18 protein-coding genes are annotated in these 20193 nt (G+C 67.3%); 7 read left to right on the forward strand and 11 right to left on the reverse strand.

Going from position 1 to position 20193, the window contains the following annotated elements; genetic code table 11:
• Window positions 1-152 precede the first annotated feature (152 nt).
• On the forward strand, window positions 153-1706 hold the full coding sequence (locus tag ACIQ1T_RS15720) for an alginate export family protein (RefSeq protein WP_395945492.1): 1554 nt from the start codon (window positions 153-155) through the stop codon (window positions 1704-1706).
• Between the two features lie 199 nt (window positions 1707-1905).
• Here ACIQ1T_RS15720 and ACIQ1T_RS15725 read toward each other — a convergent pair whose 3' ends face one another.
• The 3 genes from ACIQ1T_RS15725 to ACIQ1T_RS15735 are packed head-to-tail and all read right to left on the reverse strand — an operon-like array spanning window position 1906 to window position 4858.
• On the reverse strand, window positions 1906-3666 hold the full coding sequence (locus ACIQ1T_RS15725; RefSeq protein ID WP_395945493.1) for a sulfatase: 1761 nt from the start codon (window positions 3664-3666) through the stop codon (window positions 1906-1908).
• Between the two features lie 28 nt (window positions 3667-3694).
• Window positions 3695-4660 (reverse strand): formylglycine-generating enzyme family protein, encoded by a 966-nt coding sequence (locus ACIQ1T_RS15730; protein ID WP_395945494.1) that lies wholly within the window; start codon window positions 4658-4660, stop codon window positions 3695-3697.
• 12 nt (window positions 4661-4672) lie between these two features.
• Window positions 4673-4858, reverse strand: coding sequence for a hypothetical protein (locus ACIQ1T_RS15735; protein WP_395945495.1), 186 nt, complete (start codon window positions 4856-4858; stop codon window positions 4673-4675).
• A 184-nt stretch (window positions 4859-5042) separates the two neighbouring features.
• On the opposite strand from ACIQ1T_RS15735, the gene ACIQ1T_RS15740 reads away from it, so the two are divergent.
• The gene (locus ACIQ1T_RS15740; RefSeq protein WP_395945496.1) at window positions 5043-6068 is read left to right on the forward strand and encodes a LacI family DNA-binding transcriptional regulator; all 1026 of its coding nucleotides are present in this window, start codon (window positions 5043-5045) and stop codon (window positions 6066-6068) included.
• Here ACIQ1T_RS15740 and ACIQ1T_RS15745 read toward each other — a convergent pair.
• Window positions 6065-7984, reverse strand: a complete 1920-nt coding sequence (locus ACIQ1T_RS15745; protein WP_395945497.1) for a glycoside hydrolase family 3 protein — start codon at window positions 7982-7984, stop codon at window positions 6065-6067. The genes ACIQ1T_RS15740 and ACIQ1T_RS15745 overlap by 4 nt on opposite strands.
• Window positions 7985-8343: 359 nt before the next feature.
• Here ACIQ1T_RS15745 and ACIQ1T_RS15750 point away from each other — a divergent pair, with 359 nt between their 5' ends.
• Window positions 8344-8943 (forward strand): winged helix-turn-helix domain-containing protein, encoded by a 600-nt coding sequence (locus ACIQ1T_RS15750; RefSeq protein WP_395945498.1) that lies wholly within the window; start codon window positions 8344-8346, stop codon window positions 8941-8943.
• A 123-nt stretch (window positions 8944-9066) separates the two neighbouring features.
• Here the strand turns inward: ACIQ1T_RS15750 and ACIQ1T_RS15755 are convergent, their stop codons facing one another.
• Window positions 9067-9855 (reverse strand): SDR family oxidoreductase, encoded by a 789-nt coding sequence (locus ACIQ1T_RS15755; protein ID WP_395945499.1) that lies wholly within the window; start codon window positions 9853-9855, stop codon window positions 9067-9069.
• Window positions 9852-10181, reverse strand: a complete 330-nt coding sequence (locus tag ACIQ1T_RS15760) for a nuclear transport factor 2 family protein (protein ID WP_395945500.1) — start codon at window positions 10179-10181, stop codon at window positions 9852-9854. The genes ACIQ1T_RS15755 and ACIQ1T_RS15760 overlap by 4 nt, the downstream gene beginning before the upstream one ends.
• A gap of 126 nt (window positions 10182-10307) precedes the next feature.
• On the opposite strand from ACIQ1T_RS15760, the gene ACIQ1T_RS15765 reads away from it, so the two are divergent.
• The gene (locus tag ACIQ1T_RS15765) at window positions 10308-11261 is read left to right on the forward strand and encodes a LysR substrate-binding domain-containing protein (protein ID WP_395945501.1); all 954 of its coding nucleotides are present in this window, start codon (window positions 10308-10310) and stop codon (window positions 11259-11261) included.
• A gap of 258 nt (window positions 11262-11519) precedes the next feature.
• Here ACIQ1T_RS15765 and ACIQ1T_RS15770 read toward each other — a convergent pair whose 3' ends face one another.
• From ACIQ1T_RS15770 to ACIQ1T_RS15790, 5 genes are all read right to left on the reverse strand, one after another.
• Window positions 11520-11897 (reverse strand): DUF1801 domain-containing protein, encoded by a 378-nt coding sequence (locus ACIQ1T_RS15770; RefSeq protein ID WP_395945502.1) that lies wholly within the window; start codon window positions 11895-11897, stop codon window positions 11520-11522.
• Window positions 11898-12130: 233 nt separating this feature from the next.
• The gene (locus tag ACIQ1T_RS15775; protein ID WP_395945503.1) at window positions 12131-13525 is read right to left on the reverse strand and encodes a carbohydrate porin; all 1395 of its coding nucleotides are present in this window, start codon (window positions 13523-13525) and stop codon (window positions 12131-12133) included.
• 55 nt (window positions 13526-13580) lie between these two features.
• Window positions 13581-15128, reverse strand: a complete 1548-nt coding sequence (locus ACIQ1T_RS15780; RefSeq protein WP_395945504.1) for a NosD domain-containing protein — start codon at window positions 15126-15128, stop codon at window positions 13581-13583.
• A gap of 47 nt (window positions 15129-15175) precedes the next feature.
• Window positions 15176-16534 carry an MFS transporter gene (locus ACIQ1T_RS15785; protein ID WP_395945506.1) on the reverse strand — a complete coding sequence of 453 codons (1359 nt, stop codon included), beginning with the start codon at window positions 16532-16534 and terminating at the stop codon, window positions 15176-15178.
• A gap of 24 nt (window positions 16535-16558) precedes the next feature.
• A complete protein-coding gene (locus ACIQ1T_RS15790; RefSeq protein ID WP_395945507.1) occupies window positions 16559-17329 on the reverse strand; it encodes an IclR family transcriptional regulator C-terminal domain-containing protein in 771 nt (256 codons plus the stop codon).
• 202 nt (window positions 17330-17531) lie between these two features.
• Between ACIQ1T_RS15790 and ACIQ1T_RS15795 the strand changes: the two genes are divergently transcribed.
• From ACIQ1T_RS15795 to pcaF, 3 genes are read left to right on the forward strand one after another with little or no spacing between them, the layout of a single operon-like run.
• Window positions 17532-18287 (forward strand): CoA transferase subunit A, encoded by a 756-nt coding sequence (locus tag ACIQ1T_RS15795; RefSeq protein WP_395945508.1) that lies wholly within the window; start codon window positions 17532-17534, stop codon window positions 18285-18287.
• Window positions 18287-18949 carry a CoA transferase subunit B gene (locus tag ACIQ1T_RS15800; protein WP_395945509.1) on the forward strand — a complete coding sequence of 221 codons (663 nt, stop codon included), beginning with the start codon at window positions 18287-18289 and terminating at the stop codon, window positions 18947-18949. Before ACIQ1T_RS15795 ends, ACIQ1T_RS15800 begins: the two co-directional genes overlap by 1 nt.
• 49 nt (window positions 18950-18998) lie before the next feature.
• The gene (pcaF, locus tag ACIQ1T_RS15805; protein WP_395945510.1) at window positions 18999-20192 is read left to right on the forward strand and encodes a 3-oxoadipyl-CoA thiolase; all 1194 of its coding nucleotides are present in this window, start codon (window positions 18999-19001) and stop codon (window positions 20190-20192) included.
• Window position 20193: the final 1 nt, after the last annotated feature.

Genomic DNA, 20193 nt, shown 5'->3' on the forward strand with positions numbered 1-20193 from the left:
AGGGCCGCCCCCGGCCGGACGCGCCGGCGTGTGATTCCGGTCATGAGGCGGCGCCGCTCGACGCCGCACCCGTTGACTGGGGTCAGGCCCATAGCGTAGTTTAACGCTAAATTATAGCGATAAACCGTCGCTGCCCTGGGGAGGGGACCTTAATGATGAAGACTCCGAAGCGCGCCTCTCGGCGCTCGATGTACGCCTCCGGATTCGGAAGCCTGGCCTCCGCCGTCTGCCTCTCGGCCGCGCCTTTCGACCAGGCGGAAGCCCAGACCCTTCCCGACACCGCCTCCCCCACCACGTCCGCGTCGACAGACACCGCCGCCGCCGATGGAGCGCCCCCCCGCGCCGCAGCAACGGCGCGCGCCCTGCCCCCGGCCCAGCACAAGGGCGGCCGCGCCGGCGGATTCCAGAACATCCGCTCGAATGACAGTTTTCCACGCCCCGCAGCCGCCGACGCCCCCTGGCAGGAGCGCGCCAAACATGTCGCGCTGACGGGCGACGGCCGGATCTGGGTCACATTTTCCGGCGAAGAGCGAATGCTGATGCAGGCCTTCGACCGCCCGTCGATCGGCGTCGCCCCGACCAACAGCGTCCTGTCCTACCAGTTCCGCCACCAATATGGCGCGGATCTGCACCTCGGCGAAAACCTGCGTGTCTTCGGTCAGATCGTCAGCGGCCAGGTGACCGGCGACAACTACAAGTCCCCGATCTTCGGCCGCCAGCAGAATGCGGCGGAGCTCGGACAGGCCTTCGTCGAATACAGCCATGCCGTCGAGGGTGGACGCGCCGGTGTGATCGTGGGCCGTCAGCAGACCCACCTCGGCTCAGGTCCGCTCGTCTCCGCCCAGGCGATCCACAACATCCAGCGCAATTTCGACGGGGTGCGGGCCTATTACGCCGCCAAGACCTTCCGGTTCGACGCCTTCGCCTATCGCCCCCTGATCCACGAACGCGGCGCCTTCGACGACACGACCGACGACACCACGGCGATCTGGGGCGCCTATGCCGCCTTCGCCCTGCCGCGCACCACCGACACCGCTCTCAACTTCGACGCCTATTATGTCGGCTATCGCGACGAGGAGAGCCCACTTCTCCGCACGACGAGCATTGCAGACAGCAACTTCTTCGGGGTGCGGCTGCATGGGCAGGCCTATGGCGCACAGATCGACACCAACTGGATTCTGCAGACCGGAGACGTCGGTCCGCGCGAGATCGAAGCCTGGTCCATGATCAGCAGCCTGCGCTACGTCGTGCCCGACGCGCCGCGGAACCTGACCCTGAGTCTCGTCTCCGACGTGGCCTCCGGCGGATCGCGCGAAGGTGACGTCATCCGCACCTTCGACCCCCTGTACGGCGTCCAGCGTCACGCCAATTTCGCCAACTCCCTCGGCTTCACCAACTTTGTGGATGTGGGCGGCGGATTCAGCTTCGACCTGACCGAGAAGCTGGAAATAGGCGCGTCCCTGCGCGCCTTCTGGCGCTATTCGATCGAGGACGGCTACGCCCTCGGCTACTCGACCGCAGTCAACAATCGCAAGACCGACGCTCGGTTCATCGGCGTCATGCCGGGATTGAACGCCCGCTACGCGCTCGACAAACATGTGTCGCTGCAGGGCTCGATCAGCCCGCTTTTGACCTCGGACGGCTACAAGGCGGTCGGTCAGGACGACATGCAGTCGTACCAGATGGAACTGCTCTATATCTGGTGAGCAGGATCCGAGAGCGACGACGACCGATCAAGATCAGGCGTCAGCGCCCGCGTATCGCTCCAGACTGCGACGAACGGATTCTCGTCCTCGCTGACGAGCGTCGAACCCTGCCGGGCCGTTCCATGACCGCCGATGGTCAGGCGGGGAACCGCCGCCCTGCCCGTCGGGGGCGGAACGGCGGTTCGGCACGCGCCCGTCTTTACCGATCGCCGTCCGCCCGCGCCGCTGCGGGAGCCGGGGCCGGGGCGGCTGGAGAGGCCGCCGCCCGGTTAGGGAAATAGGCGCGGCCGGCGGCGTCAGCCTCATCCTTGGCCGGAGCGTCCGGGAACAGACCATTCATCCGGCCGGGCCGGTTGGGCGTGACATACCATTCGGCCGGGAAGTCGGCGGCGCGCGCGCCGTTTACGTCACGATCCACCAGACCCTCGCTGGTCCGTTCGGTGTAGGGGATGACGTGCTCGCCGCCCGTCGTGGCCAGCGAGGCGTGCAGGGCGTGACGCAGTTCGCGCTTGATCCCCACATAGGCCGGGTCATTGACGAGATTGTTCATCTCGTCCGGATCCTTGGACAGGTCGTACACTTCCTCGATGTCCCAGACGCCGTGATACTGGATGTATTTCACCCCGTTGCGGGTGATGGAGAAGGTCGTCGGCGTCTGGGGGAAGGTCCATTCCCAATAGTATTCATAGACGAAGTCGTCGGTCTGCCAGGCCTGGGCCGTGACCTCGCCTTCGACCAGCGGCAGGAAGCTCTTGCCCTCCATCTGGCTGGGCTCGGCGACGCCCGCGGCGTCCAGGAAGGTGGGCGCCAGATCCATGTTGCGCACCACGGCCGGATTGACCGTCCCGGCCGGAACATGGCCGGGCGCATAGACCACCATCGGCACGCGGACCGACGGCTGATAGGCGTTGCGCTTGTCGATCAGCCCGTGGTCGCCGAACATGAAGCCATTGTCGCTGTAGAAGACGATCATGGTGTTCTGCTCGAGCCCGTTGGCGCGCAGATACTGAAGGATGCGCCCCAGGCTGTCGTCGATGGGCGTCAGGGTGCGATAGATGTCGCGCACCTGCTCACGAAGATCGCGATCGGTGTGATAGGGGAAGTCGGCGCCGTGCCAGCTGTTGCGCTGGTTCTGGACCCAGACCGGCTTGCCGCGATTGTTCTCGGGCGTGTTCGCCATTGAGGCCGGCAGGGTGATCTCCAGATCGCTGTACTGATCCGCATAGCGCTCGGGCGGCTTGGCGTCCGAGTGGACGGCCTTGTGCGACAGATACAGGAAGAAGGGCTTGGTGGAATCGCGTCCGTGCTCCAGCCAGTCCATCGCATAGTCGGTCAGTTCGTCGGTGATATAGCCCTTCTGCTGGGTGGGTGCGCCGTCGACGTTCAGCATCTGACGCCGACCGGCCGCGACCTGTGCGGGCGGGATCGCATCGGTGGGGAAATAGGCGCCCTGCCCCTTGAAGCTGACCCAGCGATCAAAGCCCGGACGCGGCGTGTCGGTGTCATTGCCCATATGCCACTTGCCGAAGAAGCCGGTCTGATAGCCGGCCTGCTGCAGATAGCTGGGGAAGAAGACCAGCCCCTCCTCGGAGGAGTGATTATTGTCGATGACGCGGTGATTGCGCGGCGACTGGCCGGTCAGGATAGTTGCACGGCTGGGCGAGCACAGCGACGAGGTCACCACGGCGTTGGGGAAATAGGCGCCGTTCCGCGCCAGATAGTCGATGTTGGGCGTCTGCAGGCCGGGCGTCAGGAAGCCCATGGCGTCGAAACGAAGATCGTCGACCAGAACGAAGATCATGTTCATCGGCTGGGCCTGAGCCGCCGGCGCCGCGACAGGGGCGGCGACGGGGGCGGCGACAGGGCCGGCCGCCGAGGCGGTCTGGGCCAGCGCCGGTTGCGCCACAAGGCAGGAGGCCGCGAGCAGGAGGGCGCGCAGGCTTTTCAGGGTCGGTTTCATGCGCGAACGCTCCGTTTCGTCTTGAAGGTCAGGCTGCGCGAATGACGCAGCGGAATCCGATGTGGGTGGTGGCGGAATCGATCGGCTGCGGATGGCGCGCAGCCGGTCGGTAGCGACGGCAGTAGCTGTCGGCGCACAGATGAGACCCGCCCTTCAGGACGCGGCGGCCGATGCGATGCCCGGGGGCGGCCGGATCGTAGCTGGCGTCCTGTCGCGGACCTCGGGGATTGAGCGGCGCGCAGCACGGCGACTTGGCGGCGGGCGCCGCCGTGGCGGCGTACCAGTCGGCCGTCCACTCCCAGACATTGCCGATCATGTCGAACAGGCCGTAGCCGTTGGCGGGATAGGAGCGGACCGGCGCCGTGGTCTTCAGCCCCTCCGGCGCCTGGTTGTCGTGCGGGAAGGCGCCGTCCCAGTATTTGGCCAGGCGAACCCCGCCCGGCGCCAGTTCGTCGCCCCAGGCGTAGTCGGCCCCGTCAAGACCGCCGCGCGCCGCATATTCCCACTCGGCCTCGGTCGGCAGACTCTTGCCGGCCCAGACCGCATAGGCCTTGGCGTCGCCGAAGGCGACATGGACCACGGGGTGATCTTCCAGCCCCTCGATCGAACTGTCCGCCCCCTGGGGATGACGCCAGTCGGCGCCCAGCCTGAACGCCCACCACTGCAGGGCGTCGTTCAGAGGCGTCGGCCCGGCCGGCGGCGAAAAGACCAGGGATCCGGGCTGGGCCAGGGCCGGGTCCATACCCGGATAATCGGCCGGGTCAGGCGCGATCTCAGCCAGGGTGACATAGCCGGTGGCGGCGACGAAGGCGGCGAAGTCGCGATTGGAGACCGGCGTCTCGTCGATCCAGAAACCATCCACCTTCACCGGTCGAACCGGCGTTTCGTCGGCGTAGAAGGTGTCGTTGCCCATCAGGAAGCGACCGCCCTCGATCCGGCGCATGCCGGCGAAGCGATCGTGCGTCGGACGCCTTGGTTTCTGCCGGGACGACATGGCGAGGCTCCGCTAGCGGCCTGCGGCCGACGGCGCAGCGATCGGCGGGTCGGCGTATTGCCGCGCCTCGCGCCGCCACGGGGCCTTCGACGCGGTCCGCTTGCCCAGGTCGCGCGCCGACAGGTCGGACAGCCTTCGACGGTCGGGTCGTGCGGCTGCTCGCACGCCCAGATCTTGGCTCAGAAGCATCTGAATCACGGGAAACCCTCCAAGCCGATCTAAGGTCGGTTTATCGCTAAAATGCATGGCTGGTTTCACTTGTCAAACGAACCGCGTCATGTGCGACATTGACGCCCGCACCGCCAAGCCTCACGTCAGGCGTGCAAAACACCAGAGGCGGAACTTGGCGAGAGCGCAGAGGAAATCGACCCGGGCGGTCACCATGCAGGACGTCGCCGCCCAGGCCGGCGTTTCTGTGATGACCGTGTCCAACGTCCTGACCGGCAAGAAGCTGGTGGCCGATTCGACCCGCGCCTCGGTGATGCAGGCGATTGAATCACTTCACTATGTGCCGAACATCGCCGCGCGCAGTCTCGCCAGCGCTGCGCCCGAAAGGATCGGGGTCCACTTCCGCAACACCGAGAACGCCTTTCTCAGCGCCATGGTCATCGGCGCGGTCGACGCCACCTCGCAGATGGGCGCTCAGATGCTGGTCGGGCGCTGGGATCTGGAAGGCGACTCGTCGGCCATGAATGTCCTGCGCCAACTGGTGCGCAGCGGCGCCCAGGGCGTCCTGATCGCTCCGCCCTTCTGCGAGATGCTGACGGAGGAGGACCTGGCCGAGTTCGAGGGCGTGGCCCTGATCGGGCTTTCGGCCGGAGACGCCCTGCCCCGCCTGCCCAGCGTCCGGATCGACGACCAGCGCGCCGCCTTCGACATGACCCAACGCCTCATCGCCCTGGGGCATCGCCGCATCGGCTTCATCACGGGCGCGCCCCATCACCTCAGCAGCGGCACGCGACTGGCCGGGTACCGCCAGGCGCTGCAGGCGGCCGGATTGAACTTCAGCCCCGGCCTCGTCGCCGACGGCGACCTGACCTTCGATTCCGGCCTCGTCGCCATGGCGCGCCTGCTTGACGGCCCCCTGCGTCCGACCGCCGTCCTGGCCTCGAACGACGACATGGCGGCCGCCGCCATGGCCGTGGCCCAGCGCGCCGGCCTGCGGGCGCCCGACGACATTTCCGTAGCCGGTTTCGACGACAGCCCCCTGGCGGTCCGGGTCGAGCCCAAACTGACCTCCGTCCGCCAGCCCGTCTCCGCCATGGCGGACCAGGCGGTGCGATTGCTGATCGAGGCCGTCCGTCACCCCGAGGGCGCGCGGCCCGTCGCCGGACAGCCGGCCATCACCCATCTGGTCGAGCACCGGCTGATCGAGCGCGGCTCGACCGGCACGGCCCCCACGGTCTAGTTGACGCCCAATCCGTATCCATAGGGATACAGCGGAGCGGCGCTGTCGTCCGGCCGGGCCGGATCCTGCGCCTCGACCGCCGCCATGCTGGACGGCAGTTCGAACGGCAGACGCCCCTCGGCCTTCGCCTGCCCCGTCGCCACGTCCAGAACCGCAGCATCGCTGGCCCCGAAGGTCGCGATCAGCACATCGGCCTTGTCGCGGACATTGGTCAGGATCGCCGGTCTGTCCAGGTTGATGGCCACCACACTGCGCCTGGCGGCGCGCGCCTGTTTGATCGCCTCATAGTCGGCGTCGCCGTCGCGGAAATCGAGACGCCCCTCGTTCTGGCGCGATCCGAAGAAGTGGTGCGGATGCAGTCGATCGAACGGGGCGTTGACCCGCAGGATCGCCAGATCGGCCTCGGCCGGGTTGTCGACCACAGTCCAGCCGTGACGATGGGCGTCCTCGGGATCGACATTGTACAGCCACACGGTGCGGACGCCCTCGGCCGTCAGAGGCTTGCCGCCGTCTTCCAGGATCACCTGGGCCTTGCGTTGGGCCAGGTCGGCCTGGGCCTGTGCAGCCGGATCTCCGACCACCTGTTCCGCGGCCTCCGGGTTGACATAGGGATTGTCGAACAGACCCAGTTCGAACTTCAGCCGCATGATGTGGCGCACGGCCTCGTCCAGGCGCGCCGCCGGGACGTCCCCGGCCTGCACCGCCTGAAGCAGCATGGCGCCGTCGTTGACCCCGCCGAACTGATCGATGCCTGCAGCGACGCCCTTGGCGAACCGCTGCGGCTGGGTCAGCGTCTCAACGCCCCAGGGCATGCCGATGTCCTTGGCCTCTTGCGGATGGTCGGAGGTCGGCGCCGTGCAGGCGCTGTTACAGTCCTTGGTGATGGCCCAGTCGGACAACACCAGACCCTTGAATCCCTTATGGCCGCGCAGCAGATCGGTCAGAACCTGTTTGTTGAACCCAGCCGCGACCGGCTCCAGCGGCTTGCCATCCAGGCTGACGCCTTCAAGGATCGGATAGGTCGGCATCACGCCCGTGACCTGGGCCGCAAAGGCGCCGTCGAAGGCGGCCACATGCTGGGCGAAGCTGGCGTCATCCAGACGCGCGACCCGGCCATAGACATTGTGGCCGTCGAACCCTTCGGGCTCGGCGCCGTAGCCGACCCAGTGTTTTACGATGGTGGCGACACCGTCCTGGCGGACGCCGTCGACGCCGCCCTGAAAGCCCTCGACATAGGCGCCCGCCATCCGCGACACGGCGGCGGGATTGGAGCCGAAGGTCGCCGTTCCGCGCGGCCAGCGCGGCTCGCTGGCCAGGTCAGCCTGGGGCGACAGGGCCATGTGGATGCCCACGGCCCGGTATTCTCGGCGGGCGACATCGCCGAAACGCCGCACCAGATCCGCGTCGCCCGTCGCCGCCAGTCCCAGGGTCTCGGGCCATAGCGAGAAACCACCGCCGGCGGTGCTGGCGCCCAGGACAGCCTGGAAGTGGTTGCGCGGGTCGGTGCTGATCGTCACCGGCACGCCCAGCCGGGTCTTTTCGGCCAGGCGCTGGATCGCATTGTTCTGCTCGGCCAGCCGGCGAGGCGCGACCACCAGGCGGGTGATGAAGCTGTTGAGGTGACGCTCGCCGATCATGGTCTCGACCTGGGCCAGATCATAGATCGTGCCGCCGTGGCCCAGTTCGTCACCCGCCGGCAGGCTGCCGTGCATCATGGCGCCGACCTTCTCTTCCAGCGTCATCTGGGCCAGCAGATCGTCGACGCGGTCGTCGATCGACCGCGTCGCGTCCTCGTACACGTCCTTGCGGCCATTATGGTTCAGGTCGCGATACTCCGCCTGAGACAGGCCGCCTGCGCTCAAGGGCGCGCACCCCGTCAGGACGAGAAGGGCGGACAGACAGACTTGAAGCTTCATGTGTTTCTTCCCTCAGGTCGCGACCATCCGTCGCTTGTTAGTTTAGCGCTATAACCGTAAGTGACCTTTCGTCCAATGGCTGCAGACGGGGCGTCATGACGCACGCGGGGATCTGGCCCGGCCACGAAGAGAGAACAGCGGTTTCGGCGCCAGGCCATTCAGCGTCTGGTCAGTCAGCGTCTGGTCAGTCAGCGTCTGGCCAGCCAGGGGCGAGCCAGCCAGGGTCGGGCCAGTCGGCTTCGGCCTCGCCCATCCTGCCGACGGATCGACGGCACGAGGGGCGACACCTGCTTCTGCTGGACCCCGACCTCACCCGCCGCAACACCTCTTGTCTCGCCCTGCGTTCCGCCGGCCTGCGCGTGACCGCCCCGGACGCCGAGGTCGCGATCGGCGCGCTTCTGCGGGGACTGGAGTTCGACGCAATCATCTTCCAGGCGACCGGCGCGGATGCGCGCTGGTCCGGCGCGGCCGCCCGGGCGAACGCCGGCCAGCCCGTCCAGATCACGCCGCTTCTGGCCCTTGGCGCGCCGCCCCTGCAGGGCCTCGCGCCCCATCGCCGGATTCACCGCCTGCCTCACCCGACGCAGCTCTATCGCGTCGTGAGCCGGTTCATGGACCGCACGGTGCTGAAGCCGCATGCGCCGGCCCAGGTCCGGCTCGGCGCGGCGGTCTTCGATCTGTCCAGTCTCAGCCTCACCGTCGGGGGCGTCGACACCGCTCTCAGCCAGACAGAAGGCCTGCTCCTGCGCAGCCTCGCCCTGAACGCCTATACGCCCATGCCGAGGAAACGGCTCCGGCCGGATCATCCTGACGGACGCGGCGTGGATGTGGCGATACATCGGCTGAGACGTCGGCTCGGAGACGATCCGGTCGATCCCAAATATCTCAAGACGGTTCGCGGCAAGGGCTATCTGCTGTTGCCGGACCCCCTTCACGATCTGCGCCCCACCTCGCGCTGACGCCTTCACGGCGCGCCAGCGAACAATGCCGCGCAGACGAGCCGCGACACTTGCGGCCGCCCCGCAAATCTCATGGCCGTCCTCATGTGCGTAGAGCCAGCTCCAAGCGGTCTCGAAACCGAGCTACACCGTCGGCACCGTGCCTCCGTCGACGACGATTTCGGACCCATGGATCGAACTGGCGCGATCCGAGGCCAGGAAGGCTATGGCCTCGGCGACCTCGCGGGGCTCGGCGCCGCGGCCGATGGAAATGCCGCCCAGGCCCGCCAGGACCAGCTGGCGCGCGTCCTCGATCGTGCCGCCGTTGGCGGCCTGGATGCGCTTGAGAAACCCATCGGTCCCCTCGGTCATGATCCAGCCCGGAGAGACGGCGTTCACACGCACGCCCTTGGGCCCCAGCTCCTTGGAGATGGACTTGCTGTAGGTCCGCAGCGCGGCCTTGGCGGCGGCGTAGGCTGTGGTCGCATCCGGCAAAGGCAGGACCGACTGGATGGAGGTCACATGCACCACCGCGCCCGAGCCCCGTTTGATCATCTGCGGGATCAGGAGGCGATCAAGCCGCACCGTCGCCAGCAGGTTCAGGTTCAGTTCGGACAGCCAGTGCTCGTCCGTCAGGGCGGCGAAACCGCCACCCGGCGCCGAAGAGCCTCCGATCACCTGGACCAGGATGTCGACGCCGCCCAAACGGTCGACTGCAGCCTTGGCGAGGGCTTCGCCGCCCTCGGCCGTCGTCAGATCGGCCTGCACGAAAATGACGCCGTCGATGGGCTCGAGCATTCCGCGGGCGGAGGTGATGACCTGGGCGCCGCCGGCGAGAAAGCGGTCCACGGTGGCGCGACCCAGGCCCTTGGTGCCGCCGCTGATGAGCACGCGCTTGTTCGCGAACTCGGTGGGGTGAGGCAGGATGCTCATGCCGTGATCTCCAGGGCCTTGATGACATCGCCGTCGAGGTCGAAGCGGTAGGTGAAGCGGATCGGGCTGCCCTTGAAGTCGCCGTGGGCGGGGCCTTCGACCACGACCTGACCCTGCTCATGCCGGAATGTGTCCGGTGTGAAGACCGCCTTGTAGGCGGCCGCTGCATGCTCGAGCATGCCGCGGATCTCGGCGTGGCCTTCAAAGCGTCCGCCGTCGTCCAGGACGACCGCATCGGCGGCGAATGGCCTCATCATGCCGTCGACATCCAGCCGGGCGTTGGCCTCGACATAGGCGGAGATCGGGGAGGGAAGTTCGAGGGACATTGTCTTTCCTGCTGGCTGGGTCGGCAGCCGGGGCGGCTGTCGCTGCGATTGCCAGTCAAGGTAGCGGTGGACATGCCTGGCGATAATCGGGATGATCGAGAACGCGTCATCACGAAAATCAGGACAATGGCGGCTAACACCCTGACAGAACTGGAGGCGGTTCTCACAGTCGCCCGGCTGGGAAAGTTCCGCGCGGCCGCCCTTGAGCTGGGGGTTTCAACGACCGCGCTGAGCAATGCGGTCGGAAAGCTGGAGCGCACGCTGGGCGTAAGACTGTTCAACCGCACGACCCGAAGCGTCTCCCTGACGGAGGCGGGTCAGCAGTTCGTGGCGCAGGTCGCTCCCGCCGTGCGGGAGATCCACGCGGCGATGGACACCGTCCGAGGTCGACAGGCCACGCCTTCGGGCACCTTACGCATCAACGCCTTTCCAACGGCGGCGCGGGAAATATTCTCCCGGCTCGTCCTGCCCTTCCTGCAAGAGCACCCGCAGGTGCACATCGACATCGTCACCGAAGGTCGTCTGGTGGATATCGTCGCGGGCGGTTTCGACTTCGGCGTCCGTGGCGCCGACCATGTACCGGTCGACATGATTGCGCTTCCCCTGGGATTGGCGCGGCGCAATGTCGTGGTGGGCTCGCCGGGCTATCTGAAAGCGCGCGGCATGCCCCTGATCCCCCAGGACCTCGCCGGACATTCCTGCCTGCGCGTGCGACTGCCCAATGGCGCCATCCATCGCTGGCCGTTCGAGAAGGAGGGGCGGACGGTCCTTATCGATGTCGAAGGCGCGATGACCCTCGACGAAGCGAGCCTCGCCCGCGCCGCGGCCCTGGCCTCCGTCGGCCTCACCCTGGCCATGGAGTCCAATGTACGGGACGACATCGAGGCTGGCCGACTGGTTCGCGTGCTTGAGGACTGGACCCCGACCCTGCCGCCGCTCAGCCTCTATTATCCGAGCCGACGCAACCCGACGGCCGCGTTCAAGGCGTTCGTCGACTTCGCCCGCAGGCATGGCGGGGCTGACGGCGAGGCAAGGTCAGTGATGGATCGAAACACCCCTGATGTTGAAGATCAGGGCTGAATGTCGGGAAGCAAGCGCCAACAGGATGCCGGGTAACGGCGCAAGCCGGCGCCTCGGCTCAGTCCTGGGAGGTTGCAACGAGAGCGAACACGCCCTGTTCGGGCGCGGCTCCGACCAGGTAACCGGCTTTCGACCTTCCCTCCATCCAGGGTGGAGTTCGCACTCATCGAGCCACGCTGGCCCCTGTCCTCTCCGTGGCGCTGCATCCGTGTGGCCAAGCGGCCGATCTCGGGGATGACGTCCATACCGCTTGCGGCGCTAGGCGGCGGCTTCGACCCATCTTGAGCACAGGGCGGTCAGGGCGACTTCGCGCATCCGGATATCTTCGAGATCACGAAACACGACCACGCCCCGGTCCAAGGAGGGCCACTGCGCGACCGAGTCATGATCTACCGCAGTCAGATCGACCGACGCGCGCGTCTTGGCGCCGCAGTGTAGGACCAGGCGAGCGCCGCCCTTGCGGTCGAGACCCAGAGTGATGCGGTCCTGACCGTCGACCGCGAAGCTCGGGGCGTTCCATTTGATCGTCTCCACCGCAGTCGGCACGGCGTTCCGGACGACCGTTCTGAGCGCGTCGATCAACTGGCGGGCGTCGTCTGCGAGGCCGTCCAGATAGGTTTCCGTCCCTGAGGTCATCTGCCGCTCCATGGATCAGTGAATGTCCGGCTTCCGGCGTATCGACAATGCCGGTCGGCAGCGCAAAACAGCTCCCGGCTCCGCGAGACCTGAGCAGGTCTTAGCCCTTTCCGAGCAGGTGTCAGGTGTTTTCGACAAAAGATTGCCAGGACCACTCAACCCTGCTCGGCGTCGCCACTCAGAAAAGAGACATCAGACATTCAGCCGATCAGACGCATAGTCTGACAACCTTCCTACAGCGCAACCCTGACCGTAAGGCCGCCGACCCAGGCGTCAGGCAGGGTTCCCGTGGCGCCCGGCCGGTCAATGAATTGGATATTGGGGCGCACCACCAGCCAGCCGTTGGCCTGGATGGCGTAGAAGGCCTCGACATTGGTTTCCTCGGTCGGAACCAGGACCGACTGACCCAGGCTGATCCGGTCGCGCTGGGCGTCCTGATAACGGTCGTTGACGCCGAGGTAGGTCACCGCCGCGCCCGCCATATCCTTGGGCCGCGACCTGAACGGCGCACGCCGCACCAGGCCGGCGCTGTAATAGCTCTCGTAACGCGCCGTATTCTTGTCGAAGGCGTAGGCGTTGGCGAAGACGGTCAGCGAGGCCGGACCGTCGCGCCACACCATCTGCTCGGCCATGGCCCACAGGCCCCAGCGGCTGTCGCGGATCGCCGGGCTGGTCCCGTTCAGCACATAGGAGCCGCCGGTCACGTCCGACCAGGCGTCGGCCCGCTCCGTCGTCTCCTGATAGCCGCCGACGTGATAGAGTCCCGGCAGGCCCGCAACGCCCCAGCCGTCTCCATGGGCGTCCGGCTTGGCCCAGGCGACCTCGCCCGCATACATGGCGCCGTCGCTGTCCGGCTTCAGGTTCCAGCCGTCGCCGTGAACGGCGCGACGCGGATTGACCTCATAGACGCCGCCGACGACGGTCCAGTCCTTCGCTGGGCGCACCCGCAGGCGCGCGCCCCAGCGCGGCACCGGATAGCCCGAGAAGCCCGCATTGATGATCAGGGCCGGCGAACGCGGGCAGATCGAGAAGCTCTGGAACAGGCAGTTCAGGCTGGACGAGGCCATGTCGTCGCCGGCGTGGGTCAGGCCGAACTTGAAGTTGACCTTGTCGCCCGCGAAGGCCTGGGCGTAGGTGACCTCGGCCGGGCGCAGGTCCATGCCGGCGCCGTAGAGCTGCTGGACGTTGAACAGGTTGCCGATGCTGTCCTGGGTGACGCTGTTGCCGTCGCGGTATTCGAAGGCGACGTTGAACGTCCCGCCCTGGATCAGACCCATCTTGCCCAGGTCGAAGACGCTGCGGACATTGACCTCGTGGGTGATGGCGGCGTCGCCGGCCTTGCCGCGTCCGCCGTCGTTCAGCAGCATGGCGCTTTCGGAGGCGTAGTTGGCGGTGACGGTGATCCCGTCATCCTTCAATCGCGTCCGCAGTCCGCCCCAGTCGCCCGTCAGATAGGCGCGCGGCGCGGGCTGGGCCGCAGGCGCGGCCGAGGGGGCGGCGGCCTGCAAGGGCGTCGCCAGATCGGCGGCGACGACGGATTCGGCGGGGGTTTCGGCCACAGGCTCAGCCAGGGCGGGGCCCGCAAGGGCGAAGGCGGCGACGGCCGTCATCAGGAAGGTTTTGGACATAGGGGTTCCTCCGCGGGCGTTCGGCCCGCGCTGAAAGACTGGAAAGACGCCCGGCTCAGCGGCCGGCGCGAACGGGGGCGCTGAACGGCGACGAGGCGCCGGCGGCGGTGGTGACGGTGGCGGTGACGGCGTCTCCGGCGGCGGTCGTCGCGACCTGGCCCGAGAAGTCCGCACGACCCTGTGCATCGGTCGCCGCGACGATCGAACCCAGATGGCGTTCGCCCTCGGTCGTCCCCGGCTTGCCGGCGAAGACCTCGACCGTCAGACGGGTCGAGGCCGGGCCGGTCGCCTGACCCGCGACGGTCAGGGTCGAGCCCGAACGGCGCACGCTGGTCACGGTCGGGGCGACCTGGCCCAGTTCCGGCGCGGCCTGACAGCCGGCCTTGGTGTTCTCGGTCGAGCAGATGTGAGGGGCGGTGGTGCGATCCTGCACCACGCCCATGCCGCGCGACCCGACATATTCGAGATGCTCCAGACCCGGCAGGCCGAAGACGATACCGCCGCGGGGAATGGTCTCGCTGCAGCTGCCGCCGGCCGAGCAGCGCAGGATCGGCTTGCCGTTGTCGGCCAGAATATTCTGGCTGATGCGGTTGGCGGTGTGGGCGACCTCGGGCCGCACCGCAATGCCGACGCCGTTCTCGCGGATATCATTGCCGTCGATCATGTTCGAGGCGCCGGTGACGCTGACGCCGAAGGCGTTGCCGCGGAAGAGATTGGCGCCGATGTAGTTGCGGGCGCCCCAGTTCAACTGCAGGCCGTCGGTATAGTTCAGGAAGCGGTTGCGCACGACGGCGTTGTCGTTGCCCCACAGGATCTCGATACCCTGCGACGGCTCCAGATTGTCCTCGCCCGCGTCGAACACATTGTCCGCGATCAGGTTGAAGGCGGCGCCGCGCGTCAGCTCCAGCCCGTCGCCGTTCTCGTAGAAGCTGTTGCGCAGCACCTTGTTGTCATTGGTGGTGTCCGAGGTCGAACCGCCCGAGCCGTTGTCGCCCGAGAACATCACCCCCGCTCCGCCGATGTTCCGCACGAAACGGTTGTCGGCGATGACGTTGTTGGACGAGCGCAGCACCAGCACGCCGATGCAGAAGTTGCGGACCTCCAGCCCCGTCAGGCTGACGCCCCTGGTGTCGATCAGGGCCAGGCCGGGGAAGGCGGTCGTGCGGACGTTGGTGCCGTATTGCCCGTCCACAGCGCCGGGGCAGGATTTCAGATCTCGGGCCAGATAGCCCGAACCGTCGATGGCGGTGTAGCGGCCGTCCTGGCGCCAGGCCATGCCCTCGATGGCGACCGGCCCCTTGATCGGCGGCAGCGGCGACTTCAGCACGATGGCGGCTTCGCCCGTCGCCGGCGCGGCGATCTCGATCCGGTATTTGCCCGGATCGGTATTGTTGGTCTCGACCGCCCAGCGCAGCGAACCGGGCTGACTGTCGTCGTCGTAGCGGTCGACGGTCAGGGTGGTCAGTTGCACGGTCGGAGCGGCGGGGCCGCCGGCGGCGACGGCCGCGATGGGCTGGCCTGCGGGCGGCGGAGTCTGGGCCAGGGCCGGCAGGGCGAGGACGGTGATGGCGGCGGTCGTCGCCAGAAGCATCTTGGTGTTCATGGGTGTCCCTAAGGTTCTCTTTGATGACCCGCGTCTTGGCGCGCGGTTCAGGCTTTGACGGTCGCGGCGGAGGCCGCGCCGATGGGTTTGACGTGGCGGCGGATCAGGGCCAGGGCCAGGAAGACGACGCCCATGGTCACGGCGATGGCGCCGAAATAGGTGGCGCCCCCGCCGGCGACGACGGCCGCCCCGATGAAGGAGCTGACGATGGCGCCCAGCCGCCCTACGGCGGCGGTCGCGCCGACGCCGGTGGCGCGGATGGCGGTCGGATAGACTTGGGCCGCCAGGGCGTAGAGGGTCGTCTGGGCGCCGTTGATAAAGGCGCCGGCGACGGCCAGTTCGATCATCAGACGCAGGCCGCCCTGCCCGCCGTCCAGCGGCGTCTGGGTCAGGATCAGACAGCCCAGGACAGAGCCGCCGGCCATGACCAGCATCGACACACGCGAGCCGAACTTCAGGATGGCGAACCCGCCCAGCACGGCCCCGACGACGCCGCCGATGTTGAAAGCGGCCAGCCCGGTGGAGGAGACGCTGAGGTCATGGCCTGTCGAGGCCAGCAGCGTCGGCGCCCAGCTGAAGACGATATAGGTCGACAGGATGCAGAAGAAGAAGGCGACCCACAGGGCGATGGTGTCGATGCGGAAGTCGCGGTCGAACAGACGCAGGACCGAGGCCTTGGCGGCGTTCGGCTCCTGCGGATCGACATAGACGGCGTCCGGATGGACATGGCCCATCCGCGCCATGGTCCTGACCAGTTCGGCCTGACGCTGCAGGCGGGCGGCCAGGAAGCGCGGCGATTCCGGCAGGAATTTCCACAGGCCCACGGCCAGCAGCAGGGGGGCGACGCCGCCGCCCAGGAACAGGGCGCGCCAGCCCAGGGTCGGCAGGACTTGGGCGGCGATCAGCCCGCCGATCACCCCGCCCAGCGGGATGCAGACGATGCCCAGGGTGATGGCCGCGCTGCGACGGCGCGTCGGCGAGAATTCGGCGATCAGGGTGGTGGCGTTGGGCATGGCCGCGCCCAGGCCGAAGCCGGCGATGGTGCGACAGATCCCCAGCATGACGACGTCGGGGCTGAAGGCCGAGATCATGGTGGCGATCCCGAACATCAGCACGGCGCCGATCAGGGTCGGCTTGCGGCCCAGCCGGTCGCCCAGCACCCCGCCCAGAGCCGTGCCGATGGCCATGCCCAGGAAGCCGATGGCGAAGATCGGGGCGAAGGCGGCGCGCGACACGCCCCATTCCTTGATCAGGGCGGGAATGGCGAAGCCCAGCACCTGGTTGTCGAATCCGTCCAGCACGACGGCCAAGGCCACCATGACCAGGACGGACTTCTGGAAACCGCTCCAGGGGCCGTCGTCCAGAAGGGGGCCGATCTGCACGGCCGACTTGGTCGCATCACTCATGTCGATAATCCTCTGGTCGGCGTCTCAGGGCACCAGGCCGATACGGTCGGCGGCGCTCTGGAGCACGGGAAGCACGGTGGTCTTCAGCTCTTCCGGGGTGCGGCGGCTGGCGTGGCTGGAGACGTTGATGGCGGCGACGACCCGGCCCGCGCGGTTGCGCAGCGGCACGGCGATCGACAGCAGGCCGATCTCCAGTTCCTGGTCGGTGATGGCGTAGCCCTGCTGGGCCACGGTCTTCAGCAGGGCGCGTAGATCGGCGGGGTCGGTGATGGTGTTGTCGGTCAGGCGCGGGAACGGCCCCTTGCCCAGACGCCGATCCAGATCCGCCTGCGGCAGGTCGGCCAGCATGACCCGGCCCATAGAGCTGAACAGGGCCGGAAGGCGGCTGCCGACGTGCAGGCCCACGGTCATGATCCGGTTGGCGGCGACCCGGCTGACATAGACGATCTCGTCCCCGTCCAGCACGCTGGCCGAGCAGCTCTCGCCGATCTGGCGCACCACTTCGGTCAGTTCGGTCTGAGCCTGATCCCAGAAAGACAGGGTCGACAGATAGGCGAAGCCCAGTTCCAGCACCCGCGGGGTCAGCCAGAACAGCTTGCCGTTCGTGCCGGCGTAGCCGTCCTCGACCAGGGTCAGCAGGAAGCGACGGGCGGCGGCGCGGGTCAGGCCCGTGCGCTCGGCCACCTCGGTCAGGGTCATCTTCGGCGCATCGGCGGTAAAGGCGCGCAGGACGTCCAGTCCTCGCGACAGCGCCTGCACATAGTCTTTGCGCGCTTGCTTGACGGTCTCGGTCAAAATCTTCTCTCCCAGCTTCGCCTCGATCGCTTCTTTTTGTGCGCGATACGAACATTTGTTCGCTTTTCTTGACGTCGGCGCACAATGGACCTTATTTCGAGTTCGACCGCAAGAGGGCGCGAAGAACCTTCGAGGACGAGGAAGCGAACACGATGATGTTTCGAGAATTTCAGCCCACGACCCCATCCGACGCGTTCAACGCATGGATGTCGGACCGCGCAACCGAAAGGACCGCCGCCTGATGGCGACCAAGATTTACGCCTCTCCCGAGGCCGCGCTCGAGGGCGTGCTGTTCGACGGAATGACGATCATGTCGGGCGGCTTCGGCCTGTCGGGCAATCCCGAATCCCTGATCCCGCAGATCCGCGCCAGCGGCGTCAAAGGCCTGACCGTCATCTCCAACAACGCCGGCGCCGACGGCTTCGGCCTGTGGACCCTGCTGGAGACGCGCCAGATCGCCAAGATGATCTCGTCCTACGTCGGCGAGAACAAGCTGTTCGAGAGCCAGTATCTGTCCGGCGAGCTGGAGCTGGAGCTCAATCCGCAGGGCACCCTGGCCGAACGGATCCGCGCCGGCGGCGCGGGCATTCCCGCCTTCTACACCCCCACGGGCGTCGGCACCGTCGTCGCCGAGGGCAAGCCGGTCGAGACCTTCGAGGGTCGCGAATACGTCCGCGAGACCTGGCTGCGCGCCGACCTGTCGATCGTGAAGGCCTGGAAGGCGGACCCGGAAGGCAACCTCGTCTTCCGCAAGACCGCCCGCAACTTCAATCCGGTCATGGCCACGGCCGGCAAGATCACCGTCGTCGAGGTCGAGGAACTGGTCGAGGCCGGCGCCCTGGACGCCGACGCCATCCACACGCCGGGCATCTTCGTCGACCGGATCATCGTCTCGACGATCAACGAGAAGAAGATCGAGAAACTGACCACCCGCCCGCGCACCGAAGGAGCCGCCTGATGGCCCAAGCCTCTAAAGGATGGACACGCGAACAGATGGCCGAGCGCGCGGCGCTGGAGTTGCAGGACGGCTTCTACGTCAATCTGGGCATCGGCATCCCGACCCTGGTGGCCAACCACATCCCCGAGGGGATGCAGGTCACGCTGCAATCCGAGAACGGAATGCTGGGCATGGGCCCCTTCCCCTATGAGGGCGAGGCCGATCCCGACCTGATCAACGCCGGCAAACAGACCATCACCGAACTGCCGACCTCCAGCTTCTTCGACAGCGCGACCAGTTTCGCCATGATCCGCGGCGGTCATGTCGACCTGACCATCCTGGGCTCGATGGAATGCGCCGAGAACGGCGACATCGCCAACTGGACCATCCCCGGCAAGATGCTGAAGGGCATGGGCGGCGCCATGGACCTGGTCGCCGGCGTCCGGCGCGTGGTCGTCATCATGGATCACGCCAACAAATACGGCGAATCCAAGCTGCTGAAGCGCTGCAAGCTGCCGCTGACCGGGGCGGGCGTGGTCGACCGGATCATCACCGATCTGGGCGTCTTCGACGTCAAGGCGGACGGCTCGGGCCTGACCCTGGTCGAACTGGCGCCGGAGGTCGAGCTGGCCGAGGTGATCGCCAAGACCGAGGCCACCCTGGATACGGGAGCCTTCCAATGATCGCCCTCAAGCAGCAAGCCGTCGCGCGGCGAGCGATAGGGAAGACAAAATGACCGACGCCTTCATCTGCGACGCGGCGCGCACCCCCATCGGCAAATACATCGGCTCCCTGGCCCACGTCCGCACGGACGACCTGGCCGCCGTGCCGCTGAAGGCCCTGATGGATCGCAACAACGTCGATCCGGCCGCCATCGACGAGGTCTTCTACGGCTGCGCCAACCAGGCGGGCGAGGACAACCGCGACGTGGCCCGGATGGCCTCGCTGCTGGCGGGTCTGCCGGTCAGCGTGCCGGGCGTCACCCTGAACCGCCTGTGCGCCTCGGGCGCCGACGCTGTCGGCGCCGCGGCCCGCGCGATCAAGACCGGCGAGGCCGAACTGACCATCGCCGGCGGCGTGGAGTCGATGACCCGCGCGCCCCTGGTCATGGCCAAGGCGACCTCCGCCTTCCAGCGCGGCGCCCAGATCGAGGACACGGTCGTCGGCTGGCGGTTCGTCAATCCGATCATGAAGTCCCTCTACGGCGCGGCCTCCATGCCCGAGACCGGCGAGAACGTCGCCGACCGCTACAAGGTCAGCCGCGAGGACCAGGACCGTTTCGGCCTGTGGAGCCAGGAGAAGGCCGCCGCCGCCAAAGCCTTCCACGCCGAGGAGATCGTACCGGTCGAGGCCAGGGACGCCAAGGGCAAGCCCTTCGTCTTCGACGCCGACGAATATCCGCGCGAGACCTCGCTGGAGCTGATGGCCAGGCTGAAGCCGGTCGTCCGCCCGGACGGCACGGTGACCGCCGGCAACGCCTCGGGCATCAACGACGGCGCCGCCGCCCTGTTCATCGCCTCGAAGGACGCGGCGCTCGCGCAGGGCCTGACGCCCCGCGCCCGCATCCTGGGCTTCGCCTCGGCGGGCGTGGAGCCGGACATCATGGGCGTCGGCCCCATCTATTCGACGCGCAAGCTGCTGGACCGGCTGAACCTGACCATGGCTGATTTCGATCTGATCGAGTTCAACGAGGCCTTCGCCAGCCAGGTCATCGCCTCGATGCGCGAACTGGGCGTCGATCCGTTCGACAGTCGGATCAATCCGCACGGCGGCGGCATCGCCCTGGGCCACCCGCTGGGCATGACCGGCGCGCGCCTGTCACTGACCGCGGCCCACGCCCTGGAGAAGATCGACGGTCGCCTGGCTCTGATCACCATGTGCGTCGGCGTCGGCCAGGGCGTATCCATCGTCATCGAGAGGGTCTGAT

The sequence above is a fragment of the Brevundimonas sp. genome (genome assembly GCF_044336875.1).
Taxonomy (GTDB): Bacteria; Pseudomonadota; Alphaproteobacteria; order Caulobacterales; family Caulobacteraceae; genus Brevundimonas.

Coding starts and splice junctions, on each gene's coding strand:
- ACIQ1T_RS15720 (WP_395945492.1), top strand. CDS start 153: ATGATGAAGACTCCGAAGCGCGCCTCTCGGCGCTCGATGTACGCCTCC.
- ACIQ1T_RS15795 (WP_395945508.1), top strand. CDS start 17,532: ATGGATGTCGGACCGCGCAACCGAAAGGACCGCCGCCTGATGGCGACC.
- ACIQ1T_RS15770 (WP_395945502.1), bottom strand. CDS start 11,897: ATGACCTCAGGGACGGAAACCTATCTGGACGGCCTCGCAGACGACGCC.
- ACIQ1T_RS15775 (WP_395945503.1), bottom strand. CDS start 13,525: ATGTCCAAAACCTTCCTGATGACGGCCGTCGCCGCCTTCGCCCTTGCG.
- ACIQ1T_RS15785 (WP_395945506.1), bottom strand. CDS start 16,534: ATGAGTGATGCGACCAAGTCGGCCGTGCAGATCGGCCCCCTTCTGGAC.
- ACIQ1T_RS15755 (WP_395945499.1), bottom strand. CDS start 9,855: ATGAGCATCCTGCCTCACCCCACCGAGTTCGCGAACAAGCGCGTGCTC.
- ACIQ1T_RS15725 (WP_395945493.1), bottom strand. CDS start 3,666: ATGAAACCGACCCTGAAAAGCCTGCGCGCCCTCCTGCTCGCGGCCTCC.
- ACIQ1T_RS15730 (WP_395945494.1), bottom strand. CDS start 4,660: ATGTCGTCCCGGCAGAAACCAAGGCGTCCGACGCACGATCGCTTCGCC.
- ACIQ1T_RS15780 (WP_395945504.1), bottom strand. CDS start 15,128: ATGAACACCAAGATGCTTCTGGCGACGACCGCCGCCATCACCGTCCTC.
- pcaF (WP_395945510.1), top strand. CDS start 18,999: ATGACCGACGCCTTCATCTGCGACGCGGCGCGCACCCCCATCGGCAAA.
- ACIQ1T_RS15800 (WP_395945509.1), top strand. CDS start 18,287: ATGGCCCAAGCCTCTAAAGGATGGACACGCGAACAGATGGCCGAGCGC.
- ACIQ1T_RS15760 (WP_395945500.1), bottom strand. CDS start 10,181: ATGTCCCTCGAACTTCCCTCCCCGATCTCCGCCTATGTCGAGGCCAAC.
- ACIQ1T_RS15765 (WP_395945501.1), top strand. CDS start 10,308: ATGGCGGCTAACACCCTGACAGAACTGGAGGCGGTTCTCACAGTCGCC.
- ACIQ1T_RS15745 (WP_395945497.1), bottom strand. CDS start 7,984: ATGAAGCTTCAAGTCTGTCTGTCCGCCCTTCTCGTCCTGACGGGGTGC.
- ACIQ1T_RS15740 (WP_395945496.1), top strand. CDS start 5,043: ATGCAGGACGTCGCCGCCCAGGCCGGCGTTTCTGTGATGACCGTGTCC.